This is a genomic window from Actinopolyspora sabaoui, assembly GCF_051225635.1.
In the GTDB taxonomy this organism is placed as follows: domain Bacteria; phylum Actinomycetota; class Actinomycetes; order Mycobacteriales; family Pseudonocardiaceae; genus Actinopolyspora.
On the sequence record NZ_JBMIHH010000011.1, the window covers coordinates 86,412 to 103,169 of the forward strand.

Annotated in this window: 16 protein-coding genes; 6 read left to right on the forward strand and 10 right to left on the reverse strand. The window is 68.4% G+C overall.

The genetic code is table 11. The annotated features are described in order from the left end of the window. Window positions 1–323: 323 nt before the first annotated feature. Window positions 324–1,352, forward strand: coding sequence for an aldo/keto reductase (locus ACOQFL_RS19435; RefSeq protein WP_435545625.1), 1,029 nt, complete (start codon window positions 324–326; stop codon window positions 1,350–1,352). Between the two features lie 364 nt (window positions 1,353–1,716). Here the strand turns inward: ACOQFL_RS19435 and ACOQFL_RS19440 are convergent, their stop codons facing one another. The 7 genes from ACOQFL_RS19440 to ACOQFL_RS19470 all read right to left on the reverse strand — a co-directional run bounded on the left by ACOQFL_RS19440 (window position 1,717) and on the right by ACOQFL_RS19470 (window position 7,404). Then, the gene (locus ACOQFL_RS19440; protein ID WP_435545626.1) at window positions 1,717–2,232 is read right to left on the reverse strand and encodes a MarR family winged helix-turn-helix transcriptional regulator; all 516 of its coding nucleotides are present in this window, start codon (window positions 2,230–2,232) and stop codon (window positions 1,717–1,719) included. A gap of 147 nt (window positions 2,233–2,379) precedes the next feature. Continuing rightward, complete coding sequence (locus ACOQFL_RS19445; protein WP_435545627.1) at window positions 2,380–2,967, reverse strand: TetR/AcrR family transcriptional regulator; 588 nt, start codon at window positions 2,965–2,967, stop codon at window positions 2,380–2,382. Then, window positions 2,964–3,974, reverse strand: a complete 1,011-nt coding sequence (locus ACOQFL_RS19450) for an aldo/keto reductase (protein WP_435545628.1) — start codon at window positions 3,972–3,974, stop codon at window positions 2,964–2,966. The genes ACOQFL_RS19445 and ACOQFL_RS19450 overlap by 4 nt, the downstream gene beginning before the upstream one ends. Before the next feature lie 153 nt (window positions 3,975–4,127). After that, window positions 4,128–4,958, reverse strand: coding sequence for an MOSC domain-containing protein (locus tag ACOQFL_RS19455; protein ID WP_435545629.1), 831 nt, complete (start codon window positions 4,956–4,958; stop codon window positions 4,128–4,130). A 43-nt stretch (window positions 4,959–5,001) separates the two neighbouring features. Continuing rightward, complete coding sequence (locus ACOQFL_RS19460; RefSeq protein ID WP_435545630.1) at window positions 5,002–5,709, reverse strand: DUF5710 domain-containing protein; 708 nt, start codon at window positions 5,707–5,709, stop codon at window positions 5,002–5,004. Between the two features lie 3 nt (window positions 5,710–5,712). Continuing rightward, on the reverse strand, window positions 5,713–6,495 hold the full coding sequence (locus ACOQFL_RS19465) for a DUF6381 family protein (protein ID WP_435545631.1): 783 nt from the start codon (window positions 6,493–6,495) through the stop codon (window positions 5,713–5,715). A 243-nt stretch (window positions 6,496–6,738) separates the two neighbouring features. Then, complete coding sequence (locus ACOQFL_RS19470; RefSeq protein WP_435545632.1) at window positions 6,739–7,404, reverse strand: esterase/lipase family protein; 666 nt, start codon at window positions 7,402–7,404, stop codon at window positions 6,739–6,741. Window positions 7,405–7,592: 188 nt separating this feature from the next. Between ACOQFL_RS19470 and ACOQFL_RS19475 the strand changes: the two genes are divergently transcribed. The 4 genes from ACOQFL_RS19475 to ACOQFL_RS19490 all read left to right on the forward strand — a co-directional run bounded on the left by ACOQFL_RS19475 (window position 7,593) and on the right by ACOQFL_RS19490 (window position 12,126). Further along, window positions 7,593–10,319, forward strand: coding sequence for a LuxR C-terminal-related transcriptional regulator (locus ACOQFL_RS19475; RefSeq protein ID WP_435545633.1), 2,727 nt, complete (start codon window positions 7,593–7,595; stop codon window positions 10,317–10,319). Window positions 10,320–10,505: 186 nt separating this feature from the next. Continuing rightward, window positions 10,506–11,351 carry a formate/nitrite transporter family protein gene (locus ACOQFL_RS19480; RefSeq protein WP_435545634.1) on the forward strand — a complete coding sequence of 282 codons (846 nt, stop codon included), beginning with the start codon at window positions 10,506–10,508 and terminating at the stop codon, window positions 11,349–11,351. A 101-nt stretch (window positions 11,352–11,452) separates the two neighbouring features. After that, window positions 11,453–11,725 (forward strand): hypothetical protein, encoded by a 273-nt coding sequence (locus ACOQFL_RS19485; protein ID WP_143013096.1) that lies wholly within the window; start codon window positions 11,453–11,455, stop codon window positions 11,723–11,725. Next, complete coding sequence (locus tag ACOQFL_RS19490) at window positions 11,725–12,126, forward strand: type II toxin-antitoxin system VapC family toxin (RefSeq protein ID WP_435545635.1); 402 nt, start codon at window positions 11,725–11,727, stop codon at window positions 12,124–12,126. The genes ACOQFL_RS19485 and ACOQFL_RS19490 overlap by 1 nt, the downstream gene beginning before the upstream one ends. Window positions 12,127–12,201: 75 nt before the next feature. On the opposite strand, the gene ACOQFL_RS19495 is transcribed toward ACOQFL_RS19490, so the two are convergent. The 3 genes from ACOQFL_RS19495 to ACOQFL_RS19505 form a co-directional block, all read right to left on the reverse strand. Next, entirely contained in the window at window positions 12,202–13,422 is a 1,221-nt protein-coding gene (locus tag ACOQFL_RS19495; protein WP_435545636.1) for a hypothetical protein, read from the reverse strand. A 326-nt stretch (window positions 13,423–13,748) separates the two neighbouring features. After that, a complete protein-coding gene (locus ACOQFL_RS19500; RefSeq protein WP_435545637.1) occupies window positions 13,749–14,084 on the reverse strand; it encodes a DUF8129 domain-containing protein in 336 nt (111 codons plus the stop codon). A gap of 42 nt (window positions 14,085–14,126) precedes the next feature. After that, window positions 14,127–14,345, reverse strand: coding sequence for a hypothetical protein (locus ACOQFL_RS19505; protein ID WP_092629309.1), 219 nt, complete (start codon window positions 14,343–14,345; stop codon window positions 14,127–14,129). 221 nt (window positions 14,346–14,566) lie between these two features. Between ACOQFL_RS19505 and ACOQFL_RS19510 the strand changes: the two genes are divergently transcribed. Continuing rightward, window positions 14,567–16,546: a cation:proton antiporter domain-containing protein gene (locus ACOQFL_RS19510; protein ID WP_435545638.1), complete on the forward strand. Its 1,980-nt coding sequence runs from the start codon at window positions 14,567–14,569 to the stop codon at window positions 16,544–16,546. Window positions 16,547–16,758: the final 212 nt, after the last annotated feature.

Genomic DNA, 16,758 nt, shown 5'->3' on the forward strand with positions numbered 1-16,758 from the left:
GATCTCGTTCGCTCCGGCCGGCGAGCGACACCAACTTCATTGTACACAACTAAAATGGCCTAGTTTATATTGTGCGCAATTGATGTCGTGGCGTAGTGGACGGCGTGAACTGTCCCCGGGGCACGAGGCTTCCGTAGGAAGGGATGTCGTGATCGGCTGGAGTCCGATCGGCTCGCCCGGACCGAGCGGCTTGGCCCCGCCCGGCGCTTCCCACCGGGCGGGGCCCGACGCGCGGCGGCACGATCGACCGTGGCGTACACGAACCGCTGGTGAGCACCGGCTGAACCGAACGGAACGAGCGACGACAGGAGAGGACCACACTCGTGGACCACGTTTCACTCGGTAGGACCGGAGTCAAGGTCAGCCCGCTGTGCCTGGGGGCCATGAACTTCGGTGCCTGGGGCAACCCCGACCACGACGACTCGATCCGAATCATCCACCGCGCGCTGGACGCGGGCATCAACTTCATCGACACAGCCGATGTGTACTCCCACGGCGAGTCGGAGGAGATCGTCGGCAAGGCCCTCGCCGACGGCCGCAGGGACAACGTCGTGCTGGCCACCAAGGCGCACGCGCCCATGGGCGAGGACCCCAACCAGCGCGGCAACTCGCGCCGCTGGATCGTCCGCGAGGTGGAGGACAGCCTGCGCAGACTGGGTACCGACCATATCGATCTCTACCAGATCCACCGGCCCGACCCGGACACACACATCGACGAGACGCTGGGGGCGCTGACCGACCTGATCCGGGACGGCAAGATCCGCTACGCGGGCTGCTCCACCTTCCCGGCCCACCGGATCGTGGAGTCGCACTGGGTGGCTGAACAGCGCATGCGGGAGCGGTTCGTCACCGAACAGCCGCCCTACTCGATCCTGACCAGGGGAATCGAGGCCGACGTGCTGCCCGTCGCCCGCGAGTACGGCATGGGTGTGCTCCCGTGGAGCCCGTTGTCCGGGGGTTGGCTCTCCGGCAAGTACCGCCGGGGGCAGGACGCGCCGAACACCCACCGGGCCAACTTCATGCCCGACAGGTTCGACCCGAGCAAGCCGGACAACGTGCGCAAGCTCGACGCCGTCGAGGAGCTGGCGCGACTGGCCGCCGACTCCGGGATCACCCTGGTGGACCTGGCGCTGGCGTTCGTGCTCAGTCACCCGACGGTGACCGCGCCGATCATCGGTCCGCGCACCATGGAACAGCTCGAGTCCCAGCTCGGTGCGGCGGACGTCCGCCTCGACGCGGCGACGCTGGACCGCATCGACGAGATCGTGCTGCCCGGAACCACGCTCAACCCGGCCGATGTCGGCTGGACCCCGCCGGACCTGGAGCGCAAGGAGTTGCGCCGCAGGCGTTGAGAAATCGTGACGGGCCCGCCCGGTTGCCGTAGCGGCTCGGGTGGCGGAACCTCTCGCGGGCTCTCGCTGCGGTGAGGCCCGACATCGGGTAGCGACCTACACAACGTCGGGCCTTCCTCGCGAGAGCACCCCGAGAGAACCCGCGGCGGCGCCAACTGCGTAGGTGGTGGGAGTTCGGCGGGAGCCCTGCAGGGGCGGCGATTTCGCGAGAAATCGACGCTCACGGGGTCGCACCGCCCCATCGAAGTGGCGATTTCGCGAGAAATTGACGCTGCCCCGAAGTCGAGAGCGGAACAACTCGCGGCGGCGCCGACTGCCGAGGCGGAACGGGAACGGTGGAAAGCCGGGGACCGGTGGGAGTCGTTCATTCCTGCCGGTCGATCTCCTCGGCGGCCTTGTCCAGGGCGGAGGTGACGCTGTTCAGCGCGCCGTGCAGCTCGCTGAGCTGCTGTTCGTCCAGCCCCGTGGCGCTGAGGATCCGCCGCGGGATGTCATCGGCCCGCTCGCGCAGCGCGATGCCCTCCTCGGTGGGGTGCACCACTACCGAGCGCTCGTCGGCCGGACTGCGTTCTCGCCGTACGAACCCCGCCTTCTCCAGCCGTTTCAGCAGCGGGGAGAGTGTGCCGGAGTCCAGTCGTAGCGAGTGCCCCAGTTCCTTGACACTGCGCTCGCCGTGCTCCCACACGGCCAGCATCACCAGGTACTGCGGATAGGTCAGTCCGAGTTCCGCCAGCACCGGCCGGTACAGCGTGTCGAACGCACGCGAGGTGGCGTGCAGCACGAAGCACAGCTGGCGCTCCAGCCGCAGCAGCTGCTCGGAATCCGCGGGCGGCGTCGGCTCGCCGCCCGGTTCCCGCGCTTCGTCCGTTCGGTCCGACACGTGCGCAGCATAGCAGTCGGTTGTGCACAATCAAATGACGTTACGTCGTGCCCCCGTTCGCGGGGCGTCGTCTTGGCTCCGCGGCGGAGTGGGTGCCGCGGAGCGACATCCTCGAGCGAGACTCCCGCACGGAGAGCCGAGCGAGTCCTACCGGCGTCCGCTCGCCAAACCCAGCAGCAGCAACGCCCATACCTCCTCGAACTCCGCGTCGAGCTCCGGATCGTCCCATTCGGAGGCGTGGGCGGGGTTGTGGAATCGCGCGGTGGCCGTCAGCACCGCCCGCGCGGCGCGGTGCGGCTCCTCGACCTCGAACTCGCCACGGGAAACGCCGTCCGAGATGATCCGCGCGATCATCCCGGCCAGCGTTTCCAGATGCACCCTGACCACTTCCCGCGATTCGGTGGCCAACGCGTGGTAGGTCGCGAACAGCTCCGGGTCCTCCCGTGCCATCCGGCGCTTGGTCGTGCTCAGCAGCTCCAGCCAGTTCCGGAGCCGTTCGGTGGCCGAGCCCTCGGCGGTGGTCAGCGGTCGCAGCGGCGTGTTGACCCGCTCCAGCCAGCGTTCCGCCACGGCGTCGCGCAGCGCGGCCTTGTTGGGGAAGTGCCGGTACACGCTGCCGTGACTGACCCCGAGTGCGCGGGCCACGTCCACCACTGTCGTCTTGCCGGGCCCGAAGCGGCGGAGGGTCTCCTCCGCCGCTTCGAGGATCCGTCCGGCGGTGAGTGCTTCGGTCACGAGGAGCCGTCCGGGGTGTCCCGCTCACTGTCGAGCAGTGCCATACCACCCTCGTCGTAGCGCTGTCCGGCCACGGCATCCGGCGGTACCGCGCGCTCGATCGAGGCCAGTTCGTCGTTGGAGAGCTCGAAGTCCAGGGCGCCCAGCGCCTCGGTGAGCCGGTCGCGGCGGCGGGCCCCGATCAGCGGCACGATGTCCGAGCCCTGCGCCAGTACCCAGGCGATCGCCACTTGCGCGACCTCGACGCCCTTCTCCCGCGCGATCGAGCGCAGCTGCTCGACCAGCTCCAGGTTGCGCTCCAGATTCTCGCCCTGGAACCGGGGGTAGTGGCCGCGTGCGTCCTCCTGCTGGGGCTCCCTGCTCCAGTGGCCGGAGATCAGACCACGGGAAAGCACGCCGTAGGCGGTGATGCCGATGCCGAGTTCCCGGCAGGTCGGCAGGATCGACCGCTCGATACTCCGCGAGATCAGCGAGTACTCGATCTGCAGGTCCACGATCGGGTGCACCGCGGCGGCCCGTCGGATGGTCTCGGAGCCCATCTCGGACAGTCCGATGTGGCGGACGTAGCCCGCCTCGACCATCTCCGAGATCGCCCCGATGGTTTCCTCGATCGGAACACGGGGGTCGAGCCTCGCGGGCCGGTAGATGTCGACATGGTCGGTACCCAGCCGTTGCAGGGTCTGGGCCAGCGAGTTCTTCACCCCGGCCGGGCTGCCGTCGAACCCGACGATCCCGCCGTCCGGATCGCGCATCGCGCCGAACTTGACGCTGATCTCCAGCGAGTCGCGGTCGTGCCGCCGTAGCACCTCGCGCAGCAGCAGTTCGTTGTGTCCGCTGCCGTAGAAGTCGCCGGTGTCCAGCAGGTTGATACCCGCCTCGACGGCGGCGTCGATGGTGGCGTGGCTCTCCTGCGTGTCGGCGGGTCCGTAGAAGTCGGACATCCCCATCAGGCCGAGGCCGACCGTCGAGACCTCGGGTCCGGTGTTGCCCAGTGCGTGTCGTTTCATACTTCCCACTGTCAACCATGCGATGACAGATGGCAATATCTGTCAGCATATATTCGTGATGCGCGGTACTCACGGCTCGGTCAGCACCACCGGTCAGTCCTCGGTAATGGCCCCGGGTGCTCGAAGTGGGCGGCCCGCCTGCCGTCGGCGCGGCTACAGCTCCGACTCGCCCCACGCGTCGTCGACGACCTCATCACCCAGTGAGAGCTTCCCCGGGCGCAGCACCGCGAACTTGCTTCCCAGGAAAACCCCGGTTCGGGTGGACGAGGTCCGGTACTCGGCCAGTGTTCTTATCGGCTCGGGGCCCGCCTTGACGCCGGTTCGCTGGTCGACCCTGGTGACCCCGCAACGCTTCGCGAGTTTCGCGTAGCCCAGTTCGGTCTCGCCGATGGTGACCCGACGTGCCAGGTCCTCCGTGTGGGGGCACTGCCAACCGGAGATCACGATGTTCGGTCGGAACCGGTCCATCGGCAGTCCGGGCTCGCCCCCGGCGGCCAGCCTGGTGTTCAATTCTTCCAAAGTGGACTCCGACAGGAGCAGCAGCGGGCAGCTGTCGGCATAGGCGGAACTGCCCGCTGTGAGCCCGTCGGTGATGCGGTCGTGCTCCGGCGGCACGCACACCAATCGGGAGTTCGTCCCCAGCACCTCGGAGAACCATTCCGCCACCGCGTCCCCCTGGTCGATCCCCCGGTAGTTCACGCCGTGCAGCGTCACGTCACGACGCGGCGGTTCGGTGGCCACGTTCAGGTGCAGCGGCTCGAATCCCTCGGCTCGAAGCGTGAGCCGTTCGCCGCCGTGGTCGAGTTCGGGACGGACCGTCGCCAGCGACGGACTCCCGCGCTGCGTCCGGAACACCCCGTTCCCGTCGGTGACCATGAAACGGCGATCGTGTCGGAGTCCGGCCCAGGTCAGATCGATGTCACTCACCGGGTTCCCGGCACATCCCTTGACCGGGTACCGGACCAGCTCCGAAACCTGGGGCATCGCGCCGAGTCTAGGGTCGGCGGCACCGAACCACAACTCTCCGTCAGCCCGGCCGGTCCGATTCCTCCAACCGCTGCCTGGCGATCTCCGGTCGCTGCTCGGCATCCGGTGGCGGCACTACGGTGATCCCCGCGTGGGTGAGCATGCTCAGATCCAACCGCCACTCGCGGGTGGAACGCCGGTGCCAAAGTTCGAACATCCCCGCGATGTGTTCCTCGGCGTCGTCACGGCTCCACCCGTTGACGGCACACAGGTGTTCCAGCGCGGTCTCCGCCAGACCTCGCACGCGGGCCAGCCCGAAATGCGTGGCGGTGTGGCAGGCGTCGCACAGGCAGATCAACCGCCGCAGCGTCTGCACCGTTTCGGTCTCGTCGTAGGACCACCGCTCGTGCGCCTCCAGCCTGCGGGGGATCGAACGATCCTCCCGCGCCCCGCAGACCTCGCACTCGGCTCCGGCACGACGCACGATCATCCGCCGCAGTCTTTCCCAGTCCCCGGCGGCGACGCACGAGCGCACGTTGGTGAACCAGCAGGAGGAGGGGACGAGGTCCACGAACAGGCCGGTGCCGAACTCCCGGTCCTCGCCGGGAAGCAGCTCCGGTACTTCCGGCAGTGCCTCCCAACGGCTCAGCGCCGACATTCCCCGGCGGGGCGCGTACCAGCGTTTCTCACGTGGATCCCAACGAGCCCCCAGCGCCTTCGCCTCGTCCTTCTCCGCGTAGGGCACGTCGAGCCAGTGGCGTTCCGGCACGGTTCACACCCCCGAAACGGTGCTCGGTTCCGTACGGCCACGAACCGGCCAGGAGTCCGCTTCCTCGCGCACCCGCTCGGCCCGCTGCCGCAGTCGCTGCTGTTCGGCCGGTTCCGAGGCCCTACCCGCCTGTTTGTCCAGGTAATCCGCGAAGTTCCTGGTTTGTGCCCGGTACCAGCCGACCTGGTTGTCGTGCAATTGATCCAGCGGGATTTCGCCGACCTGCTCGGGGTGACTCTTGGCCAGTCGCCAGGCCAGTCTCGCCGCGGCGAGCGCGTCCCCGTCGGAGGTGTGCGCCCCGTCGGCACGTACCCCGTGGTGCTCGCACAGCGCCCCGAGCGTCCGCTTGCCCTTGCGGAACCGGTCGAGCTGCCTGTCGATGCAGAACGGGTCGACAACCGGTCCGGCGATCGGCAGTTCACGTCCGTGGTGCCTGCGCAGTTCAGCGTGCAGCACGGAGAGGTCGAAGCTCGCGTTGAACGCGATCAACGGGGTGCTCGGTCGCCAGGACTCCGACAGCGTCGTCGTCAGTTCGTCCACCACCTCTGCCGCGGGCCTGCCGTGGGTGCGCGCGTGCTCGGTGGTGATGCCGTGCACCTCGCTGGACTCCTCCGGGATCTCGACACCTGGGTCCGCGAGCCAGTTGCTGGAAACGGGATCGCGCCCCGGCACGATCGAGATCAACGTCGCGGTCACGATGCGGTCCGTGTCCGTATCGACGCCCGTGGTCTCCAGATCGAAGGCGAGCAACGGGCCGTCGGCCCAGCAAACACCGGAATCGTCCATGATTCGAAAGTACCCGTCCTGCCACGTGGTGTGTCCAGCCGTGGGTGTCCGAGAGCCGCGAAGAGCCCGATCACACGTGAGGGTGCCGCGCACGGCGCGGGCCGTGCGCGGCACAGTGGAACTTTCGGCGGATCCGGGGATCCCGTCGTCACCCTCGATGCGGGGGTGGGCACCTCGGGCGACGGCGGGATTCCGTTGTGCCGGAGCGTGGCAATCCCGGAGGACGGCCCGCCACCGGTTTCCTCACTCCTCGAAGAAGTCGATGACCTCGCCGAGCACGCTGGTGTCGGTCAGGAATCCGATGTGGGTCTGGCCGACGACGTGGTTGTTGTCCGCTCCCAACACCCTGGTGTTGGTGTAGGGGATGATGACTCCGTCGGTGGGGGAGTACCAGGTGGCGTAGTCGGAGTCGCCGGGAGTCCAGTCACCGGAGTTGAGCCGCTCCTCGAAATCCGACCCGGGCGTCATCTCCCGGCAGGAGGCGTACTGCAGGCACGCGCTGGCAGCGGTGGTGCCCTGGTTCGCTCCGGCCAGCGAGGCCCAGTTCGCCACGTCGGTGTGGCCGCCGAGCTCCTTCATGTACCAGCGGGTGACGAGGCCACCCATCGAGTGGTTGACGATGTCGACCTTATTCGCACCGGTCTCGGCGAGTACGTTGTCCACGTACGAGGCGAGTTCGGCCGCGCTCCGCTTGTTCGACTGGCTCCAGTCGTACTCGAAGGCGTACAGCTCGGAGCTGGAGTAGCCGCTGAGCCTGAACTGTGCCTGGGCGGTGGTCCAGTTGGAGGCGCTGCCGGTGTAGCCGTGCACGAACACCACCGGGTTCGGGCCCGCCGCGTTGGCCACCCCGAACGAACCGAACGCCGCCATCGCGGCAGTCGCCAGCAGTACGCCGAGTATCCTGCGCATGAGTCCTCCTCTGCGATCTCGGACAGGACGCGACGAGTCTGTGACGGACGGCGGGGCGGACACATCGGTGAAATCACCAGTGTTCGGGCGATCGCGACCGAGGACCCTCGTGTCGAATACGGCCGGCGTGGTCGATTTTCGTCCTGTTGCGTCTTTTCGTGGTGTTACTCGCGGTTCACACTGTGGCCATGTCGGTCGGGATCATCGCGGGAACCGGGGCGCCCCTCCGGCTGCACAGCCGTAGCTCAGTGCTGGCCGCGCTGCGTCGCACGGCCGACCGGCAGGGGCGCGGCGGTGCCGCGATGGTGGTCGAAGGCGCTTACGGCAGCGGCAAATCGGTGCTGCTCGAACAGTTGTCCGTCGAGGTGGGTCTGCCCACTTTGGACCTGGTCGGTCTCCGTTCGGAGCGCGACATCCCGTTCGCCGGGCTGAACCGGCTCTTCCCGCCCCGCGGCACTCCACTACTTCCCGAGTTCCAGGTGGACGAGGCCGAGCCCGTGGTGTGGCAACGGGTGTGGCGGGAACTGGGGCGGTTGCTCGACCACGGCCCGCTGTTGTTGCGGGTGGACGATGCCCACCTGCTCGATCCGCCTTCGCTGCGGGTGCTCGCACTGTTGGCACGCAGGATCGAACGACTGCCTGCGCTGCTGGTGCTGACCTCCGAGCCCCGCCACGAGCTCCAGGGGCAACCACTGGAGGGGATACCCAGTTCGCGGCTGGCACCTCTGGACTTCTCCGACGGCATGCGCCTGCTGTACGAGCACGCCCGGTTCCCACCGTCTCCCGAGGTGGCCGAGGAGCTCGTCGCCGGCTCCGAGGGCAATCCGCTCGCCCTGGTGGAGTTGGCGCGCGCCCTCACCGCGCCCCAGTCGCTCGGACTCGCCCCGTCGCCGCTGGTTCCCCCGCACGACGGCGGGTTCCGCGTCGAGACACGACGTCGACTGTGGAGCCTGCCCGATCTCGCGCGTGAACTGGTCATGCTAACCGTGGTGGATGAGAGGCTGGATCACGAGGATGTACTCGCCGCCGCACCGCTCGCCGCGGCGGATCCGGACGCGTGGTCGACCGCCACATGCTCGGGCCTGGTCGAATTGGGGGAAAGCGGTCCGCGACCGGCCGGTGAACTCAGGCGGCGCTGCCTGGAAACCGACGCCTGTCCCGGTGAACTGCGGCGTGCCCGGTTGTCGCTCGCCCGGGGGCTCGAAGGCCGAGGTCGTCACACCCGCGCACTCCGCCACCGCGCCGAGGTGAGCGCGGACTCCCCGGAACGGCTCGCGACCGAGCTGGAACGCACCGCCCGCGAAGCCGAGAGCGCCGGTGAGTACGCCAGGGCCTCGCGGCTGTACGAACGGGCGGCCGCGTTGAGCGACCACGACGAGTCGAAGGGGAACCGGATCCTCGCGGCGGGGCACGACGCCTGGACCGGCGGCGAGCCGCGACGCGCTCTGGCGATGACTCGCCGAGCCCACACGCTCGTGCGCTCCGCCGGGCCGCGCGGAATGCGTGACCTGTTGCGTGGCGGTGTCGAACTGTGCGACGGCAAACCGGCCACGGCGGTGCGCGAACTCACCGAGGCATCAAGCGCGTTGCTCGACACCGATCGGGAACTCGCGATCACCGCGTTGATGCTGGCGGGCGACGCCTGCTGCGTCACGGGCGACTACCGCGAGTACTACGAACTCGCCTCCCGAGCCGAGTGGCTGCGAAGCCCCGAAGACTCCTACGACACCGCGCTGATACTGCGCAACTTCACCGCGATGTCGGCGACCTTCCGGGGGCGGCACGAGGTCGCCGCCCCCGCCCTGCGGGAGGTGATTCGAATGGCCGATCGGGCCACCGCCCCCGCTCCGCTCGTCCTCGCGGGGAACGCGGCGTTCACCCTGGGGGACCCCGCCGTCTCCTACCGGTTGGCCACTCGTGCGCAGCGCACCGCCGAGGAACGGGGTGAAACGGTGCAGCTGCCCTGGGCCTCGGTCTACGTCTCGCTGTCGGCGCTGTTGCTGGAGCGCTACGCCGAGGCGGAGAGCAGCGCGCTGGAGGGAGTGAGGCTCTCCCGCGCACTGGGGCAACGCAACCGGATGATCGACCACCTCGCGCTGCTGGCGCTGGTGGCGGCGCTGCGCGGTGAACCGGAGACCGTGGAGCTCCGACTCGCACAGGCCACCGAACACGGGCTGCTCAGCCGGGGACTGGGCAGACCGGATGCTTTCTACTCCTGGGCAGCGGCGTGCGCGGAGCTCGCGCACGGCCGTCCGGTACGGGCCGTTCACCGGCTGCGGCTGATGGACTCCGGTATCGGCGGTTTCAACCCGGCGGTGCGGGTGCTGGCGGCCCCGCACTTCGTGGAGGCAGCCGTCTCCTGCGGCGAACGCGACGACGCCGTGCGGCTGCTCGGTGCCTTCGACCACTGGGTTGGTTCCACCCGCAGCATCACGCGGATGGCGCTTTCCCACCGCTGCCACGCGCTGCTGGCGGAACGGGCCGCCGATGCCGACGAGCGGTTCCGCGCCGCCATCGAGGCGCACCGCGAGAGTGGCGGGGCGCTCGAACTGGCGCGGACTGAACTGCTCTACGCGGGCAGGCTGCGGCGTGCGCGCAAACCCGCCGCCGCCCGCGAACTGCTCGACGAGGCGGGCACCATCTTCGACGAGTACGGTGCCGAGCCCTGGTCCCGGCGGGTGCGTGCCGAACTGCGCGCCACCGGACGCTCGGTGTCCACGCGTTCACCGGGGCCGGTGAACGAACTCACCGCGCGGCAGACCGAGATCTCCAGGCTCGTGGCGGAGGGGGCGACGAACCGGGAGATAGCCGAGTTGCTCTACGTCAGCGACCGCACCGTCGAACACCACCTGCGCAACGTCTTCGTCAAGCTCGGAGTGCGTTCCCGGACGGAACTGGCCAAGCTGTTGCGGTGACCCGTCGAGGGTCCGAGTCAGCCGCGGACGAGGGTCAAGAGCGGCGATCGGTTCGAACGCCGTGATTCTCGGCGAGCTGCTCGGGTTTCCCCGCGAGCTGTCCGGGTATCGGTCTTGGAGGACACGCACGAGCTGTCCGGGTATCGGTCTTGGAGGACACGCAGCAGCGAAACTCCTCGGAGAGCCATGACTGAACAAGAACCGGAAGAGGACCAGCCCCGGACGGACACCAAGGGCCGACACGCCCCGCTGCGGGAGGACGAGGTCGAACGCGCTTTCGACACCATGGTCGCCCGGGGCAGGCCGAGACTGTTCCGGACCATGCCCGAGCTGCTGGCGAGCGGCACCATCGCCGGAATCGAGATCGCGCTCGGAGTGCTCGCCTTCCTCTCCGTCGAACAGGCCACCGGCAGCAAACTGTTGGCCGGGCTCGCCTTCGGTGTCGGATTCATCGTGCTGCTGCTGGGCAACAGCGAGCTCTTCACCGAGGGTTTTCTGGTGCCCATCGCCGTGGTGCTCGCCCGCGAGGCGGGCTGGTGGCGGTTGGCCCGGTTCTGGCTGGCGACGCTGGTGGGCAACCTCCTGGGCGGCTGGGTGAGCATGTGGATGGTGCTGGTCGCCTTCCCGGGGCTGCGCTCGGTGGCGATCGAGACCGGCAAGAAGTTCGCCGAGTCCGATTTCGATCTGCGCACCTTTTTGCTGTCCGTGCTGGCGGGCAGCACGATGACGCTGCTGACCAGGATGCGCATCGGAACCGGCGACGACGTCGCCCGAGTGCTGGCCTCGCTGGCCACGGCGTTCCTGGTGGCGGGCCTGAGCATGTACCACTCCGTGCTGGACACGCTTTTCATCTTCGGCGGCATTCACGCCGGTGCGGGGTACGGCTACGGTTCCTGGATCGCGTTCTTCGGTTGGACCGTCCTCGGTAACGCTGTCGGCGGGATCGGGCTGACGACCTTCCTGCGGCTGGTCCGCAGCCACGAGCGGCTCTACGAGTGGCGCCGCGCCGCCCCTGCCAGCCACCGTCCGTGAGCGGGGTCGAAGCGATGTGGGCCCGGAGGCGTGTCGTGCACGGTGTCTCATGATCGTTCTCGGTACAGGTGATTATTTGACATGACAATTAAGATGGAACCATGACAAGTGCGAGTGTAAAGCTCACTCCGCAGGGAAGAGTGTCAATCGTCTCCCAGCTGCGGCACGAACTCGGCTGGGGGCCGGAAACTGATCTGGTCGAATACAGCGAAGGAAGTAGAGTCATCATAGAGCCGCGCGCTGACATGGTGCGACGCATTCAGGACATGGCGCTCGGCGCACGAACGGAATCGGGCTCAGTGGTCGACGATCTGCTCGCCACCCGTCGGTCCGAGGCGGCGATCGAGTTCCACGAGATCGAGGGCGAGCACTGATGGTCGTCCTCGACGCGTCGGCGTTGTTGGCGCTGACCTATCGTGAAGACGGCCACGAACACGTGACGGAACAGTTGGCCGCAGGCGCCGTGATCTCGGCGGTGAACTGGTCGGAGGTCTCGCAAAAGCTCGCGTTCCAGAGCGGAAACGCCGAACAGATCGGCGAGATGCTCGTGGCCACGGGACTGCGGATCGAACCGTTCGGCGCCGACGACGCGCGCAGGGCCGCGCGGCTGTATCCGCACACCCGAGCGGCCGGCCTGAGCTTGGGAGATCGTTCCTGCCTGGCCCTTGCCGCCCGCTTCGGCCGTGTGGCGCTCACCGCCGACGGTGCCTGGAAAGCAATCGACGGTCTCGTCCTGGACGAGGAACTCATCCAGGTGGACCTCATCCGCGGTTGATCACGGTCCGGATCTTCCTCCGACTCCGCAAGTAGCCGTTCCCGATCTCTCCGATCCGCCCCAGCCCGCTCCGGTTCATCGCTCGGTGCCCGACTCCCCTTCGGACCACTCCTCCGACTCGGCCTGCTCCTGCCGTTCCTCCTGAGCCGCCCGTTCCTCCTGGCTGGCCTGTGCTTCCTGGGTACTCTGTGCTTCCTGGGTACTCTGTGCTTCCTGCTCCTCCTGCTCCTCTCGTGCCTGTTGTTGGCTCGCCCGGCGCTGTGCCTCCCGGTAGCCGTAAGCGGCACGGCGCACCGTGGCGTCGTCCTCCAGCCCCGAGCCGAGCGCGCCCGCCGCAACCCCCATCGAGGTGGCAGCCAATGCCAACCCCACGTAGTTGCCGACTCCGACGCTTCCGCCCACGCTGCTGCTCAGCAGTTCGGAGTCGATCAGGAACAGGCTCCCCGTCAGGTTGGCCGCGAACAGCACCACGTACAGACAGCCCACCCCGGCAACGATCGTCAGCACGGTGGAGGAGTTGTACAGCATCCGCTGCTCCCGATCGGCGGTGTAGCGCGGGTGCTCCCAGAGCTTGTGCGTGAGGATCAGCCACGTCGTCATCAGCGCCACCGCCAGCACCACGATCACGCTGCGGCGCCACAACCCCAGCATGTCCGCGATCTGCCAGACCGTGCTCGAGGTCAGCCCGAACACGGAAGTGGCCAGCGCCGCGGCGAGTGCCCCGGACATGCCCAGCACCAACCGCCACGGCGTGTTGCTGCGCACCATCCCGGTCAGCAACCGCAGCCTGCCGCGTCGCTTCGTCGAGCGGTACCGCACCGCGATCGAATCGCTGTCGGCACGTTCCCGTCGGATGGGAGCCAGTAACTCGGTCAGTTGGCTGTACAGCCCGCTGTCCCTCCGTCCGCTGGCCCCGGTGAGCTCGCCCAGCACGCTTATCAGCAGTTGTCTCGCCCTGCGGTGCGGTTGGAACCCGCCGAGGGCGGGAAGCGAGATCACTCCGACCTGCTCGTGTTCCTCCCCGATGTCGGCAAGCACCGGTCGGGCTTCCCGCCGCAGGGGCAGGTCGGTCACTCCGACCGCGTAGTCCCAGCCGTGCAGCCGCCGTTGCCGTTCGGTCGCGTCGAGGATCTCCTTACCGTTGCTGCGGCCCGCCGCGACCGGATCTCGGACCACCTCGATCGACCATTCGGCCTCCTCCAGCCGTTCCTGCAGATGTCGCGGCAGGCTCTCGGCCAGCGAGTCGGCGACGTAGCTGGGGAAATCCGGATCGCTGACCAACCCCAGTGAAACCACTGCGCATTCCTTCCCGGCGATGATGAGAGTTCGTCGGCTCGCTTTTCGTAGCTGGTCGGGTGGCGGAACCTCTGGCACGGCTCTCGCTGTGGGAGCCCCGACATCGGGCAGCGATCTACACGACGTCGGCGCCGTCCTGGCGAGAGCCGCACCGGAGAACCCGCACTCGGTTCTACTGCGAGGGCGGGGGGAGTTCGGCCCACGGGGGTGGGAGCCCGGCCCTGCGTGGAGGGCGTGTCGATTTCGCGAGAAATTGACACGCCCCCGGGCGAGCGCCACCTCACGTTGTCGGTTGCGCGATCACCGACCACGGCCGCTCGTATCCCTCACTCGTGTTCGATGCCCTTACCGGTCGCCGATCGGGTGCCGTGCGCGGTCGGTCGCCCCTTGCCGCGGGGCGGTTCGGGAGTCACCTCCGAACCCGAACGGCTGTGGCTCGGCACGTCGGAGGGCTCCTCCTCGGGGCCCGGAGTGGGCTCCGCGCCCTCTCGTAGCTCGTGCAGCCTGCCGGTCAGCTGTTCGATCACCGGAACACGGGCCGCGTGTGCCCGCTCGTGTTCCAGCAGCGTGCTCAGCTCGTCCTCGTTCAGGGAGCGGATGCGATGTCCCAGGGTCGAGAGCGGCATCTCGTCGTAGTCCGGTATCGGTAGTTGTGCCGTCACTGGATCTCCTTCTCGTTCGTGCGGACGGCTCGAGGTACGTGCTCAGGCGGGTACGACCGGCGCCACATAACCGTCGTCGGCGGTGGTCCAGTCCGCGCTGCGTGACCAGCCCGCGGCGAGCAGCTCGTCGTCGGCCTCTGTCGGTTCCGAGACCGTCGGTGGCAGTTCCAGCTCGGTCACCTCGGCTCCCCGGTCGTCGCGCACCGTCAGGACGGGGTTGTCGTCCTCGGTCGCCGTGATGAAGTGAGCGGTGTTGGCCATTCCCGTTCCTTCCGGTGGTGCCTTGCGGATCGTGGTGGAGGGTTACCCCGTGGGCGCTCCGACTACGCATCCGAGAAGCCGGCGATGCTCGCCGGAGGCACGGCAGGCCAGCGACGGTCCCGGTGGGCGGGAGCGGGCGAGCGGGATCCCTTTCCGCGTGCGAGTTGCCGGTGCCTGGCGTATGCAGGGCTTTCCGGCCGGAAAGAATCGAGGTGGCGCGAATGGTGCTCGCTGCCGGGGAGACGACCGGCTATCTGGGGCCGATCGTGGCGCTGCTGTGCGCCGCGGGGCTGATCGGTTACCTCAGCATCCGGCTGCGGATCGTGCCCATCGTGGGGTTCCTGCTGGCCGGGGTGTTGATCGGGCCGCATCAACTCGGGCTGGTCTCGGATTCCGAGGTGGTCCGCGCGGCGGCCGACATCGGTGTGATGCTGCTGCTGTTCACCATCGGCATCGAGTTCTCGTTGGACCGCATGGCCTCGATAAGGCGTTACGTGCTGCTCGGCGGCGGGCTGCAGGTCGTGCTCACCGTCGGGCTCACCGCGGCGGTTTCGCTGCTCTTCGGCGTCGAATGGCGGCCGGCGCTGCTCACGGGGCTGCTAGTGGCGCTGTCCTCCACCGCGATCGTGCTCAAGGTGCTGTCCGCCTCGGGCCGCACCACGACGACGGTGGGGGGAACCTCGATCGCAACGCTGATCTTCCAGGACTTGGCCGTGGTGGTCATGGTGCTGCTCGTGCCGCTGCTCGGCCGGGACTCCGGTGGCGGGTTGCTGGAGCTGCTGCGTGCGCTGGGCACCGCGCTCGCGGTGCTGGTGGTGGTGCTGGTGGTGGCGCGCAAGGTGATGCCGCCACTGTTGGAACGCGTGGCACGTACCTGCTCGCCCGAGGTCTTCCTGCTGGCAGTGGTGGCCATCGGGCTGGGAACGGCCTGGTTGACCTCGCTGGCCGGGGTGAGCGTGGCGCTCGGGGCCTTCCTGGCCGGGCTCGTGGTCAGCGAGTCCAAGCACAGTTCACACGCGCTCGGCGAGGTGCTGCCACTGCAGATCCTGTTCAGCGCCACGTTCTTCGTCTCCATCGGGATGCTGGTGGATCTGCGCGCCGTGCTGCGGATGTGGTGGTTGATCCTGCTGCTGGCCTGCGGAGTCGTGCTGCTCAAGGTGATCACCGGCGGCGTCGCGTTGTTGGCCCTGCGGGTCGGGCTGCCCACGGCTGTGGCGGGTGGCTTCCTGCTCGCCCAGGTCGGCGAGTTCTCGTTCGTGCTGCAGCGCGCGGGGCGTGCGGCCGGGGTGGAGCCGTTGGGAATGGGTGCCGACGGCGAGCAGGTACTGGTTGCCGTGACGGTGACACTGATGATCCTCACACCCGCCCTGGCCGCTTTGGGTGAGCGGTTCGCCGAGGTGTTGCGAAGGCGACGTCCCACCGGTGAACCCGTGTCGGTGGAGCCGGAGCGTGCCACGGGAGGACACGTGATCGTCTCGGGATGGGGTGAGATAGCCGCCGCGCTGACCACCGAGTTGCGTGCGCGGGACATTCCGGTGGTGGTGATCACGCTCGGCCCCGAGCTGGCCGCTGACGCCGAACAGCGCGTCGACCGGGTGGTGCGGGGCGATTCCACGCACGGCAATGTGCTGCACGAGGCCGGGCTGGCGACGGCACGGTTGGTGGTAGTCTGCGAGAACTCCGGTGAGCAGGCCGCCCGTATAGCTGCCGTGGTCGCGCGGTTCGCGCCGGACACGCCGATCGTGGTGCGCCCGACCGATCGTGCCGGTGCGGACGAACTCGTGCCTTCCGGGGTGGACCGGATCGTCGACACGGTCGGTGCCGTGACCCGCCCGCTGACGGACACCGTGCTGCGGCGTCTCGGGCGACTCGGTTCCACTGGTTACCCGGATCCGAGCACCCCGGTGGATTTCCGGGTCGATCCGACCACGGCCTGTCCGCACGCAACCGAGATCGAGCCCGTACTGCCCTCTTCGGCGGGCTGTACCGAATGTCTGCGGCTCGGCGAGCGCGACTGGGTGCACCTGCGGACGTGCCTGCACTGCGGCAACGTGGGGTGTTGCGACTCCTCACCGCACCGGCACGCCAGTGCGCACGCCGAGACGTGCACGCATCCGATCGTGGCTTCGGCGGAACCGGACGAGCACTGGGCGTGGTGCTATTTCGACCTGGCCAGACTGGAACGGTCCCCGGCACGGTGAACCCGTCCCGGGAGCCGAAGTCTCCCCTGGGCACCGGAGTTCTGCCGCAGCCGCGGTGAGACATCGAGCGGTGCTTGCCCGACGGTGCTCGCTCGGGTGTGCCCCGCGCCCGCTCGCTCGGTCTCCCGCGTTGGGTTCGTGGTGCGTACCGCTACGCAAAGCGGGTGAGTTCGCGCGGGGATGTTGCCCTCGATCCGGTGAGTGATCACGCT

Coding starts and splice junctions, on each gene's coding strand:
- ACOQFL_RS19510 (WP_435545638.1), top strand. CDS start 14,567: ATGGTGCTCGCTGCCGGGGAGACGACCGGCTATCTGGGGCCGATCGTG.
- ACOQFL_RS19465 (WP_435545631.1), bottom strand. CDS start 6,495: ATGGACGATTCCGGTGTTTGCTGGGCCGACGGCCCGTTGCTCGCCTTC.
- ACOQFL_RS19505 (WP_092629309.1), bottom strand. CDS start 14,345: ATGGCCAACACCGCTCACTTCATCACGGCGACCGAGGACGACAACCCC.
- ACOQFL_RS19480 (WP_435545634.1), top strand. CDS start 10,506: ATGACTGAACAAGAACCGGAAGAGGACCAGCCCCGGACGGACACCAAG.
- ACOQFL_RS19470 (WP_435545632.1), bottom strand. CDS start 7,404: ATGCGCAGGATACTCGGCGTACTGCTGGCGACTGCCGCGATGGCGGCG.
- ACOQFL_RS19475 (WP_435545633.1), top strand. CDS start 7,593: ATGTCGGTCGGGATCATCGCGGGAACCGGGGCGCCCCTCCGGCTGCAC.
- ACOQFL_RS19450 (WP_435545628.1), bottom strand. CDS start 3,974: ATGAAACGACACGCACTGGGCAACACCGGACCCGAGGTCTCGACGGTC.
- ACOQFL_RS19490 (WP_435545635.1), top strand. CDS start 11,725: ATGGTCGTCCTCGACGCGTCGGCGTTGTTGGCGCTGACCTATCGTGAA.
- ACOQFL_RS19485 (WP_143013096.1), top strand. CDS start 11,453: ATGACAAGTGCGAGTGTAAAGCTCACTCCGCAGGGAAGAGTGTCAATC.
- ACOQFL_RS19455 (WP_435545629.1), bottom strand. CDS start 4,958: ATGCCCCAGGTTTCGGAGCTGGTCCGGTACCCGGTCAAGGGATGTGCC.